The 16,518-nt window shown below is 58.8% G+C and carries 17 protein-coding genes and 1 tRNA gene; 13 read left to right on the top strand and 5 right to left on the bottom strand.

Features of this window, described 5'->3' with window-relative positions; translation table 11 throughout:
• Window positions 1–3 precede the first annotated feature (3 nt).
• The 3 genes from G3M63_RS12095 to G3M63_RS12085 all read left to right on the top strand — a co-directional run bounded on the left by G3M63_RS12095 (window position 4) and on the right by G3M63_RS12085 (window position 2,790).
• Window positions 4–861, top strand: a complete 858-nt coding sequence (locus G3M63_RS12095; RefSeq protein WP_163983284.1) for an ion transporter — start codon at window positions 4–6, stop codon at window positions 859–861.
• The gene (locus G3M63_RS12090) at window positions 851–2,035 is read left to right on the top strand and encodes an MFS transporter (RefSeq protein ID WP_163983283.1); all 1,185 of its coding nucleotides are present in this window, start codon (window positions 851–853) and stop codon (window positions 2,033–2,035) included. Before G3M63_RS12095 ends, G3M63_RS12090 begins: the two co-directional genes overlap by 11 nt.
• A 110-nt stretch (window positions 2,036–2,145) precedes the next feature.
• A complete protein-coding gene (locus G3M63_RS12085) occupies window positions 2,146–2,790 on the top strand; it encodes a response regulator transcription factor (protein ID WP_150300977.1) in 645 nt (214 codons plus the stop codon).
• A gap of 33 nt (window positions 2,791–2,823) precedes the next feature.
• Here G3M63_RS12085 and G3M63_RS12080 read toward each other — a convergent pair whose 3' ends face one another.
• The gene (locus G3M63_RS12080; protein WP_150300978.1) at window positions 2,824–4,623 is read right to left on the bottom strand and encodes a hybrid sensor histidine kinase/response regulator; all 1,800 of its coding nucleotides are present in this window, start codon (window positions 4,621–4,623) and stop codon (window positions 2,824–2,826) included.
• A 153-nt stretch (window positions 4,624–4,776) separates the two neighbouring features.
• On the opposite strand from G3M63_RS12080, the gene G3M63_RS12075 reads away from it, so the two are divergent.
• Entirely contained in the window at window positions 4,777–5,340 is a 564-nt protein-coding gene (locus G3M63_RS12075; RefSeq protein WP_256669799.1) for a hypothetical protein, read from the top strand.
• Between the two features lie 93 nt (window positions 5,341–5,433).
• Window positions 5,434–6,471 (top strand): NADP-dependent oxidoreductase, encoded by a 1,038-nt coding sequence (locus G3M63_RS12070; protein ID WP_163983282.1) that lies wholly within the window; start codon window positions 5,434–5,436, stop codon window positions 6,469–6,471.
• Window positions 6,472–6,520: 49 nt separating this feature from the next.
• On the opposite strand, the gene glpD is transcribed toward G3M63_RS12070, so the two are convergent.
• Complete coding sequence (gene glpD, locus G3M63_RS12065; protein ID WP_163984256.1) at window positions 6,521–8,041, bottom strand: glycerol-3-phosphate dehydrogenase; 1,521 nt, start codon at window positions 8,039–8,041, stop codon at window positions 6,521–6,523.
• A gap of 110 nt (window positions 8,042–8,151) precedes the next feature.
• Between glpD and ybaK the strand changes: the two genes are divergently transcribed.
• From ybaK to G3M63_RS12045, 4 genes are all read left to right on the top strand, one after another.
• Window positions 8,152–8,619 (top strand): Cys-tRNA(Pro) deacylase, encoded by a 468-nt coding sequence (gene ybaK, locus G3M63_RS12060; protein ID WP_163983281.1) that lies wholly within the window; start codon window positions 8,152–8,154, stop codon window positions 8,617–8,619.
• A gap of 20 nt (window positions 8,620–8,639) precedes the next feature.
• Entirely contained in the window at window positions 8,640–10,127 is a 1,488-nt protein-coding gene (gene glpK / locus G3M63_RS12055; RefSeq protein ID WP_163983280.1) for a glycerol kinase GlpK, read from the top strand.
• 172 nt (window positions 10,128–10,299) lie between these two features.
• Window positions 10,300–10,638 (top strand): hypothetical protein, encoded by a 339-nt coding sequence (locus tag G3M63_RS12050; protein WP_163983279.1) that lies wholly within the window; start codon window positions 10,300–10,302, stop codon window positions 10,636–10,638.
• A gap of 151 nt (window positions 10,639–10,789) precedes the next feature.
• Window positions 10,790–11,101 (top strand): hypothetical protein, encoded by a 312-nt coding sequence (locus G3M63_RS12045; protein ID WP_163983278.1) that lies wholly within the window; start codon window positions 10,790–10,792, stop codon window positions 11,099–11,101.
• A gap of 48 nt (window positions 11,102–11,149) precedes the next feature.
• Here G3M63_RS12045 and G3M63_RS12040 read toward each other — a convergent pair.
• Window positions 11,150–11,226: transfer RNA gene (locus tag G3M63_RS12040), tRNA-Pro, on the bottom strand.
• A gap of 104 nt (window positions 11,227–11,330) precedes the next feature.
• Window positions 11,331–11,912 (bottom strand): molybdenum cofactor guanylyltransferase MobA, encoded by a 582-nt coding sequence (mobA, locus tag G3M63_RS12035; protein ID WP_150300984.1) that lies wholly within the window; start codon window positions 11,910–11,912, stop codon window positions 11,331–11,333.
• A 68-nt stretch (window positions 11,913–11,980) separates the two neighbouring features.
• On the opposite strand from mobA, the gene moaB reads away from it, so the two are divergent.
• Together moaB and glp are read left to right on the top strand one after the other, a co-directional pair.
• A complete protein-coding gene (gene moaB, locus G3M63_RS12030; RefSeq protein WP_150300985.1) occupies window positions 11,981–12,517 on the top strand; it encodes a molybdenum cofactor biosynthesis protein B in 537 nt (178 codons plus the stop codon).
• Window positions 12,514–13,719: a gephyrin-like molybdotransferase Glp gene (glp, locus tag G3M63_RS12025; RefSeq protein WP_163983277.1), complete on the top strand. Its 1,206-nt coding sequence runs from the start codon at window positions 12,514–12,516 to the stop codon at window positions 13,717–13,719. Before moaB ends, glp begins: the two co-directional genes overlap by 4 nt.
• A gap of 61 nt (window positions 13,720–13,780) precedes the next feature.
• Here glp and grxD read toward each other — a convergent pair whose 3' ends face one another.
• A complete protein-coding gene (gene grxD / locus G3M63_RS12020) occupies window positions 13,781–14,104 on the bottom strand; it encodes a Grx4 family monothiol glutaredoxin (RefSeq protein WP_150300987.1) in 324 nt (107 codons plus the stop codon).
• Between the two features lie 366 nt (window positions 14,105–14,470).
• Here grxD and argF point away from each other — a divergent pair, with 366 nt between their 5' ends.
• The gene (argF, locus tag G3M63_RS12015; RefSeq protein WP_150300988.1) at window positions 14,471–15,376 is read left to right on the top strand and encodes an ornithine carbamoyltransferase; all 906 of its coding nucleotides are present in this window, start codon (window positions 14,471–14,473) and stop codon (window positions 15,374–15,376) included.
• Between the two features lie 11 nt (window positions 15,377–15,387).
• A complete protein-coding gene (locus G3M63_RS12010; protein ID WP_163983276.1) occupies window positions 15,388–16,509 on the top strand; it encodes an ABC transporter ATP-binding protein in 1,122 nt (373 codons plus the stop codon).
• The last annotated feature ends 9 nt before the right edge of the window (window positions 16,510–16,518 follow it).

Genomic DNA, 16,518 nt, shown 5'->3' with positions numbered 1-16,518 from the left:
TCGATGAACTCTACCCTTGAAGCAACCCAGCCCTGGCGCCTGCGCCTTGCCGAGCTGATTGAACGTCCGCGTACCCAGTTCCTGGTCATGGCACTGATCCTGATCAACGCCGTAATCCTCGGCCTGGAAACCTCTTCGGCAGTCATGCAGGAATGGGGCGACCTGTTGATACGCCTCGACCAGATCATCCTCGGACTCTTTGTGCTCGAGATCGCGCTGCGCTTTGTGGCCCATGGCTGGAGGTTGCTGCGTGACCCCTGGGGGCTATTCGACACGCTGGTAATCGCTATCGCACTGGTGCCGGCCAGTGGCCCGCTTGCGGTACTGCGAGCGTTACGCGTGTTACGAGTGCTGCGGCTGATATCGATCGTACCCAGCATGAAAATGGTCGTTCAGTCCTTGCTGTCTTCGCTACCCGGAATGGGCAGTATCGTCGCCTTGCTGGGACTGGTGTTCTACGTGGCCGCCGTCATCGCCACGCAGCTGTTCGGTGCGGCGTTTCCGGAGTGGTTCGGCAGTCTGGGCGCTACGCTTTACACCCTGTTCCAGGTCATGACCCTGGAAAGCTGGTCGATGGGGATCGTCCGCCCGGTGATGGAGGAATATCCCTACGCCTGGCTGTACTTTGTGCCGTTCATCCTCATCGCGACCTTCATGATGCTCAACCTCTTCATTGCCGTGATTGTCGATGCGATACAGACCAACCGCGAACGTGTTGCAGCGGGCAAAGCCGAGGGCCAGGAAGAAACCAGCAAATCGACGACCAGCCTCTCGGGCACCAACCAGGAACTGCTACTACAGGAAGTACGTCAGTTGCGGGCCGAAATACGCGCCCTGCAAGACCGTATCGATGAGCGCTGAACCGCTTATTGAGCGCGGCACGCCGGCCTACCGGCGTGCCTGTCTGGCTCTGGTAGTCGCCTCGCTGGTTATCTTCGCCAATCTTTATGCGATTCATCCGCTCCTTCCGCTGATTGCCAAGCAATTCCAGGTTTCCACGCTACAGGCCGGTAACGCCTTTACCATTACCAGCCTTACGCTGGGACTGTCGTTGCTGGTTCACGGTCCGGTTTCCGATGCCATCGGCCGCCGGGCCCCGTTACTTGTCGGTCTTGGCGTGACAGCCTTGCTCACCTTCAGCATGGCTTTTACTACCCACTTCAGCACCCTGGTCTGGTTACGTGCGGCGTTGGGTATAGCGCTAGGGGTCTTGCCGGCCGTAGCCATTGCCTATCTGGGCGATACCATGACACGCACCGCTCTGGTCGGGGCTGTCGGTTTGTATATCGGCGGCAATACCCTGGGCGGCGCCGGAGGCCGGCTGGTCGGCGGTTTCATTGCCGAACACTCGGATCTGCAAACGGTCTTTCTTAGCCTCGGAGTGTTGAGCCTGAGCGGGCTAGCCGTAGTTGCCAGGCTGTTGCCGCCGGCTACTGGATTTGTCTCGCGACCGCTGTCACTGGGCGGCAGTCTCAAGGGGTTTGTCGCCCACCTGACCAACCCTGCCCTGCTGCCAGCGTTTGCAGTGGGTGGGTTGAACTTCATGATCTTCATCAACCTGTATACCTATCTGACGTTCCGCCTGAGTGACGGCCCATGGCAGCTCGGTGCCGGCAGCCTGGGCTTGCTGTTTCTGACCTATCTTGCCGGTACGGTTTCTGCGACCTTCTCGGGGCGCGTGCCATTCAACCGCGCGTTGCACGGCATGATGACTGGCGTCGCCTTGCTGATATTCGGCACGCTGCTACTGCTTAGCGACCGTCTCTGGTTGATCATCCTGGCGTTGCTGTGTAATGCCTTCGGGTTCTTTCTGACGCATTCATTGGCCAATACATGGGTCAATCAGCAAGCCAAATTCGGCAAGGCGAGCGCGTCATCGCTGTACTCGGTGTTCTACTACATGGGAGCCGCTGCCGGCGTTTACTATCTGGGCTATTTCTGGGAAACAGCCAGCTGGCACGCGGTGGTAATAGCCAGCCTGTTCGTTCTGTTCTTGAATGCCGGATTAATCAGAACTCTTTACCGACATTTGTGACGCATTACCGGTTTCCGCCCCGTTTGGATGCCTTATATTCAGGGATATAATAAATTACGCCTGTAGCCCGACCTGCGCTGCAGCCAGGCGTAAACAAGAGGGAAAAATAGATGGGAATTATGACTTTGCCGCCGGACACGCGGTTGCTGTTGATCGATGACCATCAGATCTATCTCGACGGACTCAGCCTTACCCTCACCAACCTCTGCAAGGATGTGACCCTGGATCACGCGCACAATGCGGCAGAGGCGGAAGCATTGGTGAGAACCAACACCTTTGATCTGATCCTCCTGGACCTTCAGCTACCCGACAGTAGCGGTCTGGCTCTGCTGCAGAAATTACGGGCGATCGACTCCCTGGTGCCCATCGCCATCCTGACTGCCAGCAACAGCCCCAGCGATCTTGACGCAGCCCTGCAGATGGGCGCGGCAGGTTTCATCAGCAAGACCGCAGATGGCCAGACGCTACTTGATGCAGCGACCCGTCTGCTGTTTGGTCAACAGGTTGTGATCGCTTCGGAGTGCCCACCCCTCGACCGCCAGGGCAACGCCCGCGATCTGGGCGTCACGCCTCGGCAACTGGAAATTCTTGATCTGCTCTCGGAAGGTCTGCCGAACAAGGTGATCTGCCAACGCCTGAACCTTTCCGAGGATACGGTGAAGACGCATCTCAAGGCGCTATTTTCCACCTTGAACTGTCACAACCGCACCGAATGCGTGAACAACGCGCGCAAACTGGGGCTGGTCAGCCTGTAATACGGCCCGGCCCCGCTACGTTTGGCGCAGCACCTACAAAACGTCAGCAGACGCCAGCGGCAACAGGCGTTGCACGGTTCGCCGCAGGCGAGCCGGCAACACCGGCTTATAGATAACCGCCACGTCAGCCTGGCGCGCTTCGATCAGCAGCTCCTCACTGGTATCAGCAGTAATTAACGCCGCGGCGCCTGCATGGATGCGCTGCGAGCGTAATTCGCGTATCAGCTCCAGCCCGTCCATCGACCCTTCGAGCCGAAAATCCGACAACAGCAGATCCACTGTGGTTTTCTGCAGCCCCAGCAGCGCCTGTTCCGCCGTTTCATAACTGATGACACTGCAGCCCCACTGGCGTAACAGAGTTTCAGTGGCCAGACGATTGATCTCGTCATTTTCCACGACGGCAATCAGACCGTTGAGCAGCTGTCCATCAGGCATGGGCGCAACCTGACTGTCCGCGACCCAGTCCGCTGCCGGCACTTCAAGCCAGAACCGCGAACCCTGGCCAGGGGTAGATTCGACGCCGGAGGGGTACTCAAGCAGATGCAACAACTGTCGACAGATCGATAGGCCGAGTCCTACCCCCTTTTCCAATGTCCGGGCCGGGTTTCGTAACTGTGTGAACTCCTCGAATATGCGCTCTTGTTCTTCCTCGGTCAGACCGCAGCCGTTGTCCACCACCGCCAGCCGGGTGCGCTCACCACAGCGAGTGACCTCGATCCAGACGTCGGTTGCCTGGGCATGCACCAATGCGTTGTTCAGATAGTTGCGCATGAGCCGCTCCAGCAGGAGCGAATCCGCCGAGACGGCGCAATATCGCGGGCAGCTGAGTTTCAGTGTAACGCCCCGTTCCTGAGCGCTGGATTCGAGGGTACCCAGTAACTGTTGCAGCCAGGGCTGAAGATTGATTGATCGCAATTGTGGCTTGACCATGCCCACGCTCAGACGCGAGATATCCAGCAATGAGTTAAGCATGGCTTGCAGGAGGTGGGTGGAATCAGCTAAACGCCTGACCGTTATCCTTGCCTCGGGCTCCTTCACTCTTTCGTCCAGATGCTGAATGAACAACGACATGGCGTGCAGCGGCTGACGCAGATCGTGGCTTGCCGTAGCAAGGAAGCGCGTCTTGCTCTGGCTTTCGCGTTCGGCGCGCTTGCGTGCGGCGTCTAACAGACGCTCATTGAGATAGGCGCGGCGCATCATATACTCATAAACATAGGCGCCAAGACTGCCCATCGCGGCAAAACAGCCCAGGAACAGCGCTCCAGAAATGATCAGATAGCGCGAAGCGCCTACCCAGTATTCGGCAAACAGATAAGCGGCAACTATGAACCAGGAGCCTATCACGGCATGCCGCATCGGCAGGCCCAGCAGAAAGAAGCCGGATAACAACACCAGATAGAGTCCGTCATGGGTTACGGGCACCGGCACGACCGTGAGCCGGCTACTGGCAATCACCAGCACCACCATCAGACCGACACTGACGTAACACACCGTGGCTGCGATGAAAGCGCGCGACGGAGCCACTCGTCCAGGACGATTGGCATACCACAACGTGGCCGCTATCAACAACAATGCCGCGCCGCGAATGGGCACGGTATAGCGATGAATGACTTCAGGAAGGTAGGCAACGTCCACCCACATGAACAGCAACATGAAACTGATGCTGGAGAAGCCGACAATTCCGACGCGCCCGCACATCTTGCCGTGTAGATACTCACGAAACGCTGGCTCAAACTGCGGACTGAATCGTAACGCAGCGAAGCGCCGTTGCTGCGCCAGCAGAGCGGGCTCATCTAACGCTGGGGGTGAAACAGGCGTATCGGTCGCTTGCATGTGCCATCATCCAATCTGATGTCGGGGCATTTGGGTGATATATCCCAAGGATATATCTCAGCCTACCACTGCGTTTAAATAGTTTAAAAAACAGGCTTTTACTTTGAATATTCAGCGCTATGCTTTAACTAAACATAAGCGCAGGATGCCATTGTGACAGTAAGTGCTATCAATCCAGCCTTGAGTTGTCTGAACGACGTTCAACCAGCCAGTCAGGTCAAACTTTGGCCGACACTTGCTCTCGCCTCGACGAGCACTATCCGGCTAGCGGTGTTGGGCCCCACACTGGGATTTCTGGGCGTTGACAGCCCCGCCGCCGAAGACCTGATGCTGGGCACGCTGCTGATTATGTCCAGTCTGCCGCAAGCTATATGCCCGGTCGATGGTATCGGCCCTTACGCGATACCGCCAGCCCTACATATCGAGCTCTGGGACAACCATCTCGCACAGTCTCCTGATCAGGCAAGTCTGGTTCGCGGACTGGCCAGTCAGCACTGCTTTCTGAAAAACCCTCATGCCGAACTCGGATTCAATCTCGGCTACGCCACCGCCATCGCCTGGGCGGTATATGAATACCGCGGCGTCACACCAAAAGGTCATACCGAGCTGGCGGACCTGGCGCGCATCTGGCAATCAGCGTACCCGCATCGAAACGGCCGGGCCAACGACTTTGTTCAGGCCTGGAACCAAGTTTTACGCACCCCTCATATTGGGTGATAGCAGACTATAAGGCCGGCTCAGATGGCTTGACCGAAACCAGCACCCCACCCATGCTGACTTTTTGTCTCATTCATTGAACCGGAGCCAGACATGCCACAGTCCTCGTCCGTCAACCGCCAGATACTGCTCGCCTCGCGCCCCGTCGGCGCGCCAAACGATGACAATTTCAAACTGGTGGAGACCCCGATTCCCAAGCCGGCACAGGGACAGATGCTGCTACGTAATACCTGGATGTCGCTCGATCCCTACATGCGCGGCCGAATGAGCGATGCCAAATCCTATTCCGAGCCCACCGAAGTGGGGGATGTCATGCCATGCGGCGCGGTGAGCCGGGTAGTTGAATCCAATCTGGAGGGCTATCAGCCGGGCGATCTGGTGATGGCCTACACCGCAGGCTGGCAGGATTACGCCATCTCGGACGGCTCCATGGTGTTCAAACTTGATCCCGACATGGAGCATCCCTCCCATGCGCTTGGCGTGCTGGGCATGCCCGGATTCACCGGCTATATGGGCCTGACGGACATTGGTCAACCCAAAGCAGGCGAAACCGTTGTAGTGGCTGCGGCAACCGGGCCAGTTGGCGCGGTAGTGGGTCAGGTGGCCAAGCTGAAGGGATGCCGGGTGGTCGGCATCGCTGGTGGCAAACAGAAATGTGATTATGCCGTTAATGAACTTGGCTTCGACGCCTGTCTGGATCATCACCTCGACAGCCTGGAAAGTGATCTGCAACAGGCCTGCCCGGACGGCATCGACATTTACTTCGAGAATGTAGGCGGCAAGGTATTCGACGCGGTCATGCCTCTGCTCAATCCCCACTCGCGCGTGCCAGTGTGCGGCCTGATCGCTCAATACAACGCAACCTCACTGCCGGAAGGTCCCGACCGGCTTCCGCAGTTGATGCGGCTGTTGCTGAGTCAGCGTATCCGTATGCAGGCCTTTATCATCTTTGATAACTACGGTCCGCATTACCCCGAGTTCCTGAAGGTCATGACACCCTGGGTCAAGGAAGGCAAAGTGAAGGTCAAGGAAGATGTGGTTGAAGGACTCGAAAACGCGCCGCGCGCGTTCATGGGCCTCCTTGATGGCAAGAATTTCGGCAAGCTGGTGGTGAAGATCGCCGACGCCTGAGGCCGCGGCACGTTGCTATCGCAAATAACGGATGGGGGCAAAGGACGGATCAGTTGGTCGATTCCGGCCCCATCCGCTGCAATTCAAGATATTCGCCAAGTCGCTGCTGTTGCGCTGCGCCGAGGTGCAGGCCCAACTTGGTTCGGCGCCAGAGGATGTCCTCGCTGGTGATAGCCCATTCCCGATCGCATAGATAGCTGACCTCGCGCTCGGTCAATCCGCCACCGAAGTCCTCGCCCAGATCCTCTGGCCTCTGGGCCTCGTCCAAGAACTCCCGGCACAACGTACCGTAACTGCGCACATAGCGGGCTATCTGCAGCGGGGTCAGCCAGGGAAACAGAGTCGCCAATTCGTTATGCAGGGCAGCTTGCGTCTCGAAGTTTCCACCAGGCAATGCGTGCGAAGCGGTCCAGGCCGGCCCGCCATCCAACCAGGGGACGAGTTTTTCCAGGGCGGCTTCGGCCAGGCGCCTGTAGGTGGTGAGCTTGCCGCCGAAAACCGACAGCAACGGGGGCTCGTTCTCTGGCGCGTCCACGGTGAGGGTGTAGTCCCGCGTCACGGCAGACGGATTGTCGTCCTCGTCATCCAGCAAAGGTCTGACGCCGGCGTAGCGGTGGTGGATATCCTGGAGGGTTAGCTGGCGTTTGAAATGTGCGTTGACCACGTCCAGCAGATAACGCTCCTCCCCCGGCGTCGGAGATATATCAGCAGGGTCACCCTGGTAGTCGAGATCGGTCGTACCGATCAGCGAAAAGTGTTGCTCATAGGGTATGACAAATACGATGCGCTGATCCTCATTCTGCAGAATGTACGACTGGGGACCCGGATGCAGTTGCGGTACTACGATGTGGCTGCCCTGGACCAGCCTGACCCCATGCGGTGACCGGCCTGCAACTACCTGTTCGATAACCTCCGCAGCCCAAGGACCGGACGCGTTCACCAGCGTCCTGGCCTGGATGAGTTCGCTATTGCCCCCGGCGTTTTGCAGTTTCACCTGCCAGAGCCCACCCTCACGCCGGGCGCTGACGCAGCGCGTTCGGGTGCGTATATCCGCACCCAGCGCCCGGGCCTGAATGGCATTGAGCACCACCAGGCGGGCATCGTCTGCCCAACAATCGGAATATTCAAAGGCGTGGGTAAAACGAGACTGTAGCGGCCCCCGAGCATCCAGCCGCAGCGCAGTGGACCCGGGCAAGGTCGTGCGGGCGCCGAGATGATCATAAAGAAACAGACCTGCCCTGAGCATCCAGCGCGGCCTGAGATGACTCCGATGCGGCAACACGAAGCGCAACGGCCAGATGATGTGTGGTGCCTTGCGCAACAGCACTTCCCGCTCGCCCAGTGCTTCATGCACCAGACGAAACTCGAAATGCTCGAGATAGCGCAAGCCGCCATGAATCAGTTTGCTGCTCGCCGAGGAAGTATGTGCCGCCAGATCGTGTTGTTCGCAGAGCAATACCGAGAGCCCCCGACCTGCCGCGTCATTCGCGATGCCGACGCCGTTAATGCCGCCGCCAATCACCACTAGATCTAAGGGTGCCTGACCATTCTTCGGCGTAGCTTTCCCCATCTCACCCGGATGCGCTTCGAGCACTCGCCCTACTCCACTGACCTGTCCGACTTGATTAGAGCATAGAACCACGGCCAGAATCGCTGACTAATCCAACACGAAGCCGCAGCATGACACCAGCCACCAAACAACTCGACAAAGCCAGGGTAAGCTACCGACTGCACCGTTACGATCACGACCCAAAGGCCGAATCCTACGGCACGGAGGCGGCAGAATGCCTCCAACTCGAACCCGCCCAGGTGTTCAAGACCTTACTGGCCGCCACGGATGGCGCAGAGCTGCTGGTCGCCATTGTTCCGGTTGACCGCATGTTGGATCTGAAGGAGCTGGCCCAGGCGGCGGGCACCAAGAAAGCGATCATGGCCGATCCGGCAGCAGCGCAGCGCAGTACCGGCTATCTTGTTGGAGGTATCAGCCCGCTCGGCCAGAAAAAAACTCTGCGCACTTTTATCGATGCCAGTGCAGAAGCATTGCCACAGATATTTGTCAGCGGAGGCCGCCGCGGCCTGGAGATCGAGCTGGCTCCGACCGATCTGGCCAGCCAGACAGGGGGCCAGTTCGCCCCGATTGCTCGTTAGCTACTATAGGATGCACATGCATGGGCAACCACATACTCGCGATTGACCAGGGAACGACCAGCACTCGGGCCATCATCTTCAATGACGAGGCGCAGCCCATCGCCACAGCGCAGCGCGAGTTTGCGCAATATTTCCCGCAGGATGGATGGGTCGAACACGACGGCGAGGAGATCTGGGACAGCACGCTCGAGGTATGCCGCGAGGCGCTGAAGTCAGCACTGCTCGAGGCAAAGGATATTACCGCTATCGGCATCACCAATCAGCGCGAGACCACCCTGCTGTGGGACGCCGAAACGGGTGAACTGCTGCATAACGCCATCGTCTGGCAGGACCGCCGTACCGCGGGCTACTGCGCGAAACTGCAGGCCGCCGGACATGAGCCGACGGTAACCGAACGCACCGGACTGCTTATCGATCCGTATTTTTCTGGCACCAAGCTCAGCTGGATGCTGGACAACGTTCCTGGCGTCCGCGAGCGCGCCGAGCAAGGCAAGCTGCGCTTCGGTACAGTGGATTGCTTTCTGTTATGGCGGCTGACCGGCGGCCAGGTACATCGCACCGATGCCACCAACGCCTCACGTACGCTGTTGTTCAATATCCATACCCAGCAATGGGATCAGCACATGCTCGAACTGCTGAATATACCCGCGAGCCTGCTGCCGGAGATTATGGACAACGCCGCGGACTTTGGCGTGACCGACCCGGATGTGCTCGGCGCAGCCATTCCGGTTGCGGCGATGGCGGGCGATCAGCAGGCTGCCCTGTTCGGGCAGGTGTGCTTTGAGCCAGGCATGGTGAAGAGCACATACGGCACCGGTTGTTTCATGATCATGAATACGGGCGAGACGCCGGTCAGTTCCGACAATCGCTTGCTGACAACCGTCGCCTACCGGCTCGATGGCCAGACCACCTACGCGCTGGAAGGAAGCATCTTTGTCGCGGGCGCGGCAATCCAATGGCTACGTGACGGGCTCAAACTGATTCAGCATGCAGGCGAAACCGAAGCGCTGGCCGAGCAAACCGGCGACCAATGCGGCGTGTATCTGGTGCCGGCCTTTACCGGCCTCGGTGCGCCCTACTGGGACCCCAAGGCACGCGGCGCCATTTTCGGGCTGACCCGCGACACCGGCATTGCCGAAATCGTCACCGCCGGGCTGCAGTCAGTGTGCTTCCAGTCCCGCGACCTGCTCGATGCGATGCTCCGGGACAGCAACCAATCGATCTCCACCCTTCGGGTCGACGGCGGTATGGTGGTGAACAACTGGGTCGTGCAGGCCCTGGCCAACATACTTGGCGTGGCCGTAGACCGCCCGCAAATCACCGAGACCACGGCCCTTGGCGTGGCCTATCTGGCTGGGCTGCACACCGGGGTTTTTCATGACCTGAACGCACTTACCGAACGCTGGAGCTGCGAACGCACCTTCAAGGCCGCCATGCCTGAAGCCAAGCGTGAAGAACTCTATAAAGGATGGCTGGACGCGGTGAGTCGCGTCAGAGGACAAAACTGAGGCGACTGATGGTGTGTCTGGCGGGAGGGGGTCGCTCAGCCAATCCGCAGACCCGGCACTAGCCCACCACCGCGAAGGGCTCTATTACGGTACTTTCAGGGAACCGACAGAGGATGGAGTGTGTCAGTACTGATACATTTCGCCCCTCGGCTTTACTGAAACAGGACGGTAGATGATTGCCTTTATCGCCGCAGTGTCCTTTTTTGTCCTCGCCAGCGAGACCTACCTCAAAAATCACCGGTTCGCTTTGATACCCCATGCAGAGCTGGGAGAGTTGAGACTTGTATGCTCCATCCTGGGTGGATTTCTCGCCCCAGGAGCCGCGCTTGGCATGACCTTCTGGGGCTTCTACCGATTCAGATGGTGGCTGCCGGTCGCCGCGCTACTCTTCGGTTCCTTCCTGTGCACGCTTTTTCACAAGCGCATGACCGCCTCGCCCGTCTGCACCATGTTATGCGCTAGCGGGTCTGGCTCTGCCTGCGCCGGCTATGTTCTGACGTTGCCGCACTGAGGTTCTGCTGAGCGAGAGCGCCAGGCGCACCAGCTACAGATGAAACGCCCGTCAGCTAATGCTGTCATATCCGTTACCCCGCGGGGTTTATCCGCAACGGCAGGCCAGTTCGTCTGGCCCAGCCAAAGCCATACTGCCACGAGGATCCGTCATGAAATCCACTACGCTTCTGGCGACCGCAGTGCTGCTGGTCAGCCCAGCCATTCACGCCAATCAGTCACCCGATTCCTGTGAGAACAACATGCAGGAGCTGGAGGGTATCGAAGCGACCGATCTGAACTATCTGGGCGAAGGGGCTGAAAAACAGATACAGGATCATATCCGCCAGGCCAAAGCTGCCCAGGAGGCGGGTGACATGGACGCCTGCTTCATCCATTCCAGCAAGGCACTGCGCGAAATACGGGGCGTGGGTGAAGAAGAAGGCATGGAGCCCAACACTTCGGGAAACTCCCAAGATCAGTAAACCGGCGCACAAAAAAGCCCTGCTCGGACGAAGCAGGGCTTTTTGATTTGGTCGGAGAGACTGGATTCGAACCAGCGACCTTCTCGTCCCGAACGAGACGCGCTACCAGGCTGCGCTACACTCCGTTAGTGGCCGGCATTTTACCGCATCGCTTTGTTTTGACAAGGCCCTTGCCTACATTTTGTGGCCCTAAACAAGCCCAGGCCGCCGGCACGCGCGGGCGGAACCTTCAACCGTTCCAATCCTTTAACTGGTTTGCATTGAAGAATCGCTGGTCGGCTTCTGGCAGGTGAAATACCTGATGAGAGCGGGCAGCAAGCCAGCGCATCGGGCTACGTACGCCTTCTTCCCAGGCCGCCTGTAACTCAGCCGTAAGGGCGACGGGCACTATCGATACTAACGGCTGCCAGCGGTCACCGGTGCGGGTGATACAGGGCTCGTTCGGTTGAGCCTGCGCCAGTGCAATGAGCTCGCAAAGTAAAGCGGCATTCATTTTCGGGACGTCGCATGGCAATACCAGCAGATGCGTGCCGGAGCAGGCTTTCAGGCCGCTGAGTATGCCCGCTAGCGGGCCCGGAAAGTCGGGTTGAGGATCGCTGACCAGCACGTCAGCCCACTTTCGGTATTGCTCATGATTGCGGTTGCAACTGATGATCAGCTCAGCTGATACCTGACGCAGCAATATTGCCAGATGCTCGGCCACGGGCCGCCCTTGCCAGGCGATCAGTCCCTTGTCGCGTCCATCAACCCGGCTGCCCTGCCCGCCAGCCAATAGTAATGCGCTAAGGTGAAACCCGGTGTGGTCAACCATGTCCAACTCCAGTCATGCGGCTCTGTGTTATAACACTGGCCTGCTTTTTCAGCCAAAGGAACCCAGCCATGGCCCATAACGCCAGCGAATTTCGCCCCCTGAATATTGCCGTCCTCACCGTTAGCGATACGCGTTCAACCGACACTGATACGTCAGGCCAATTGTTGGTGGAAAGTGCGAGCGCAGCCGGCCACTTGATTGCTGATCGCCAATTGCATCCAGACGATATTTACCGCATCCGCGCCGTAGTGTCCGACTGGATTGTGCGCGATGACGTTCAGGTAATCCTGATTACCGGGGGCACCGGCTTTACCGGACGTGACAGTACGCCCGAGGCGGTAGCTCCGTTGCTCGACAAGATAGTCGATGGCTTCGGCGAACTGTTCCGTCATCTGTCATGGGAAGAGATCGGCGCCTCGACGGTGCAATCGCGGGCGCTGGCTGGCCTGGCGAATCGTACGCTGGTGGTTTGCATGCCCGGATCGACCGGCGCTTGCCGTACCGCCTGGGAACGCATTCTCAGGGAACAACTCGACAGCCGCACGCGCCCCTGCAATTTCGTTCAGCACTTAGGTGCCGGCCCGGCTTGTGAGACGCGCGCATGAGTTTGCTGCCAGTCAGGGAGGCGCTGGATAAGCTGCTGAGCGCCGCCGCCTCCGAAGCGACGACCGGAGCCGAACGGGTGCCGCTGCAGCAGGCTCTCGGTCGAGTACTGGCCAACCCGGTGCAGGCCGCCCATGACGTTCCGCCATGGGACAACAGTGCCATGGATGGCTATGCCTTCAATGGCGCTGACACGGCGTTGGCGCAATCCCACGGCCTGGCTATCAGCCAACGCATCACCGCCGGCATGGCTCCGTCACCCCTTGCGTCTGGCACCTGCGCCCGGATTTTTACCGGTGCGCCTATACCGCCCGGTGCGGACACGGTCGAAATGCAGGAGAACATCGAAGAGAAAGATGGCGTTGCGCGCTTGCTCCAGCCCGTGCAACCAGGGAGCAACGTTCGGCCACAGGGCCAGGATATCTCCAAGGGCGCCGTGTTGTTTGATGCCGGACAGGTGTTGCGACCGCAGGATCTGGGAGTGATTGCGTCGGTTGGCATTGCTACGCTTGAGGTAAGGCTCCCCTTGCGCATCGCAGTGCTCTCCACCGGTGACGAACTGGTGGAACCTGGTCAACCGCTTGGAAACGGGCAGATATTCAACAGTAACCGCTTTACCCTGATCGGAGCGCTACAGCGCCTCGGTCAAAACGTCATCGATGCGGGCATATTACCCGACGACCCCGAGCAGACCCGCGTGCGCTTGCGAGAACTGTCACAGCAGGCCGACGTTATCCTGACTTCCGGTGGTGTGTCGGTAGGTGAAGCAGACTGTCTGGGCCAGGTGCTGCGTGAAGCCGGCCGTGTCGAACTCTGGAAACTGGCGATCAAGCCCGGCAAGCCCTTCACTCTGGGTCGTTTCGGCGATACCCCGGTGCTGGGTTTGCCTGGCAACCCGGCCGCCTCGCTGGTGACCTTCCTGTTACTGGTAAAGCCCTACCTGCTGCGCCGCCTGGGATGCAGCGAAACCGAACCGCTCAGTGTCGCGTTAGCCGCAGGGTTCGAGCGCAGCAAATCAGGGGGGCGTGATGAGTATCTGCGCGCCCGACTTGAAAACGGTTGCGTTGTCCCCGCAGGTAATCAGAGCTCCGGTGTGCTCAGCAGCGCCAGTCAGGCAAGTGGTCTCTTATTGATCCCTGCGGGAATAACAGTCAACAAGGGTCAACTTCTTTCGTTTCTACCCTTCGAGGGTTTGCTGGGCTGATATCAGACATAAAAAAGCCCGCATGGATTTTCATCCGTGCGGGCTTTGGCTGATTCAGGTCTCAGGCCGTCTTGGCTGCAGCCGCCTTGACCATATTCTCAAGCTCACCGGATTCGTGCAGCTCAATAATGATGTCGCTACCACCCACCAGCTCGCCATCAACCCAAAGCTGCGGAAAAGTCGGCCAGTTCGCATATTTCGGCAATTCGCTGCGGATGTCGGGGTTCTGCAGGATATCCACGTAGGCGAACTTTTCCCCACAGCTCATGAGCGCCTGAACAGCCCGTGCCGAAAAACCGCACTGGGGAGCATTGGGTGCACCCTTCATATAAATCAGAACAGGGTTTTTGGTGATCTGTTCTTTAATGGTTTCGATAGTGTCCATGACAACTCCTCGTAGCGTGCGCAGGCATGGATGGGGCCCGCAGAAAGACGTTTAGTGTACAGCAAAAGCTGCGGGCTATGCCGCTCCCCTCAGCTCACTCGGCGTCGTCATGGCAGCAATCCGTCCGCTTTTTTGGCGCAGAGAACTGCAATTCATGGGATTCGGGCAGCCTGCCAGGAGGATCGGCAAGATTACCGCCCAACCAACATCCCTCGGCGTTACGGCCGGGGCATTTGCCATTGGACGGATTTTACCGATAAGATCGCTGCTTCTCTTTTTTCGGATATGGCTCTACTGGGCTTAACAGCTACGGTAAGGCCCACTGTTTCCGGTCGATAGCCGACCGAGGTTACCGGGTAGCTCAACATGACAGCACGGCACTTTCTTTCGTTGATGGATTGTTCACAGGCAGAGCTGATCAGCCTGATCAAGCGCGGCATAGAGCTAAAGGCGCTACATCGGCAGGGCGGGATCTACGAGCCACTGAAGAACCGCGTGCTGGGCATGATCTTCGAGAAAGCCTCGACCCGTACTCGCGTTTCGTTTGAAGCCGGTATGATCCAGCTCGGCGGTCAGGCAATTTTCCTTTCTCCGCGTGATACCCAACTGGGTCGGGGTGAGCCGATCGAAGACAGCGCGCGGGTGCTTTCGAGCATGGTAGATGCGGTCATGATCCGCACCTTCGCCCACACTGATATCGAAACCTTCGCACAGCATTCCAGCGTGCCGGTAATCAACGGGCTGACCGATGATCTGCACCCATGCCAACTATTGGCAGACATGCAGACCTATCAGGAGCACCGTGGCTCGATCCAGGGCAAGACTGTCGCCTGGATCGGCGATGGCAACAATATGTGTAACACCTTCATCCAGGCAGCAATCCAGTTTGATTTTCAGCTGCGCATCGCCTGCCCTGAAGGGTACGAGCCCGATCAGCGCTTTCTCGATCAGGCCGGTGACCGTGTGACCGTCACCCGCGATCCGAACGAAGCAGTCGCCGGTGCGCATCTGGTCAATACGGACGTGTGGGCCTCGATGGGTCAGGAAGACGAAGCCGAGGCGCGGATGAAGCGCTTCGCCCCCTATCAGGTATCACCGGCCATGCTTGACCTTGCCAACGAGCATGTCCTGTTCATGCATTGCCTGCCCGCCCACCGCGGGGAAGAAGTGACCACGGAATTGATGGATGACCCGCGCAGCGTGGTCTGGGATCAGGCTGAAAACCGGCTACACGCGCAGAAAGCGTTGGTCGAATTTCTGCTGGTCGATTAGGTTCAGTCGCCATGACCGACTCGCCCGGCATCATTCTGGAACTGAACCAGCTGGCTTGCGGGTACGCCGGCCACAAGGTCGTCGCCGATCTGGATATTCACCTGCGCGCCGGAGACATAGGCTGCCTGCTCGGGCCTTCGGGCTGCGGCAAGACCACAACACTGCGGGCCATCGCAGGGTTCGAACCGATCACCGGCGGCGAGATCAAGCTGGACGGCCAGGTGATCTCCTCTCCCGCGCACCGGGTTCCGCCGGAGCATCGAAGAATAGGGATGGTGTTCCAGGATTATGCGCTGTTTCCGCATTTGACGGTCCGGCAGAACGTCGCCTTCGGTATCGAAAAGCATCCCGAACGGGAGCGCATTGTCGACGAGTTACTCGAGCTGGTGAAACTGTCCCAGCTCGGCCGTCGCTATCCGCATGAACTGTCCGGCGGCCAGCAGCAGCGGGTCGCACTGGCCCGGGCATTGGCGCCGGATCCAAAACTCTTGTTGCTAGACGAGCCCTTCTCCAATCTGGACGGTGAGCTGCGTCGACGCCTGTCCGGTGAGGTTCGTGAGATTCTCAAGCTGCGCGGCACCAGCGCTCTGCTGGTTACCCATGATCAGAACGAAGCCTTTGCTGTTTCGGATCATGTCGGCGTACTGAAGGAAGGTTCGTTGCAACAGTGGGATACACCTTACAACCTCTACCATGAGCCGGTGACGCCCTTCGTGGCGAGCTTTATCGGCCAGGGATATTTCATACGTGGCCAGCTGCTGACGCCTGACACGGTTCAGACCGAGCTCGGCGTGATACGGGGTAACCGGGCCTACCAATTGCCTGCCGGCAGCGCTGTGGACGTGCTGCTGCGTCCGGATGACATTGTCAGCCAGGATGATGCTGGGCTGTACGGCACTATTATCGGCAAGACCTTTCTCGGCGCGACCACCCTGTATCGTTTGCGCTTACCTACCGGCAGTACGCTGGAGGCAATATTTCCCAGCCATGATGACCACTTCATGGGTGAGAAAGTAAGCATACGGGTGGCGGCCGACCACTTGGTCATTTTTGCCGCGCAGGGCAGTGTTAACGTCCACGCCCAGTTGCCGCTTGAACAGGTACTCGATGTAGGCACCTCAGACTCCGCCTGAAGTGCCTCG

Source organism: Pseudomonas sp. OIL-1 (assembly GCF_010669185.1).
Taxonomy (GTDB): domain Bacteria; phylum Pseudomonadota; class Gammaproteobacteria; order Pseudomonadales; family Pseudomonadaceae; genus Halopseudomonas; species Halopseudomonas profundi.
This window is presented reverse-complemented; position numbering and strand designations above follow the sequence as displayed.

What these genes read in the sequence shown, in the direction of transcription:
- G3M63_RS12080 (WP_150300978.1), bottom strand. Translation starts at nt 4,623, where the DNA reads ATGCAAGCGACCGATACGCCTGTTTCACCCCCAGCGTTAGATGAGCCC.
- mobA (WP_150300984.1), bottom strand. Translation starts at nt 11,912, where the DNA reads ATGGTTGACCACACCGGGTTTCACCTTAGCGCATTACTATTGGCTGGC.
- glpK (WP_163983280.1), top strand. Translation starts at nt 8,640, where the DNA reads ATGGGCAACCACATACTCGCGATTGACCAGGGAACGACCAGCACTCGG.
- G3M63_RS12050 (WP_163983279.1), top strand. Translation starts at nt 10,300, where the DNA reads ATGATTGCCTTTATCGCCGCAGTGTCCTTTTTTGTCCTCGCCAGCGAG.
- G3M63_RS12045 (WP_163983278.1), top strand. Translation starts at nt 10,790, where the DNA reads ATGAAATCCACTACGCTTCTGGCGACCGCAGTGCTGCTGGTCAGCCCA.
- argF (WP_150300988.1), top strand. Translation starts at nt 14,471, where the DNA reads ATGACAGCACGGCACTTTCTTTCGTTGATGGATTGTTCACAGGCAGAG.
- G3M63_RS12090 (WP_163983283.1), top strand. Translation starts at nt 851, where the DNA reads ATGAGCGCTGAACCGCTTATTGAGCGCGGCACGCCGGCCTACCGGCGT.
- moaB (WP_150300985.1), top strand. Translation starts at nt 11,981, where the DNA reads ATGGCCCATAACGCCAGCGAATTTCGCCCCCTGAATATTGCCGTCCTC.
- G3M63_RS12085 (WP_150300977.1), top strand. Translation starts at nt 2,146, where the DNA reads ATGGGAATTATGACTTTGCCGCCGGACACGCGGTTGCTGTTGATCGAT.
- glp (WP_163983277.1), top strand. Translation starts at nt 12,514, where the DNA reads ATGAGTTTGCTGCCAGTCAGGGAGGCGCTGGATAAGCTGCTGAGCGCC.
- G3M63_RS12010 (WP_163983276.1), top strand. Translation starts at nt 15,388, where the DNA reads ATGACCGACTCGCCCGGCATCATTCTGGAACTGAACCAGCTGGCTTGC.
- grxD (WP_150300987.1), bottom strand. Translation starts at nt 14,104, where the DNA reads ATGGACACTATCGAAACCATTAAAGAACAGATCACCAAAAACCCTGTT.
- ybaK (WP_163983281.1), top strand. Translation starts at nt 8,152, where the DNA reads ATGACACCAGCCACCAAACAACTCGACAAAGCCAGGGTAAGCTACCGA.
- G3M63_RS12095 (WP_163983284.1), top strand. Translation starts at nt 4, where the DNA reads ATGAACTCTACCCTTGAAGCAACCCAGCCCTGGCGCCTGCGCCTTGCC.
- glpD (WP_163984256.1), bottom strand. Translation starts at nt 8,041, where the DNA reads ATGGGGAAAGCTACGCCGAAGAATGGTCAGGCACCCTTAGATCTAGTG.
- G3M63_RS12070 (WP_163983282.1), top strand. Translation starts at nt 5,434, where the DNA reads ATGCCACAGTCCTCGTCCGTCAACCGCCAGATACTGCTCGCCTCGCGC.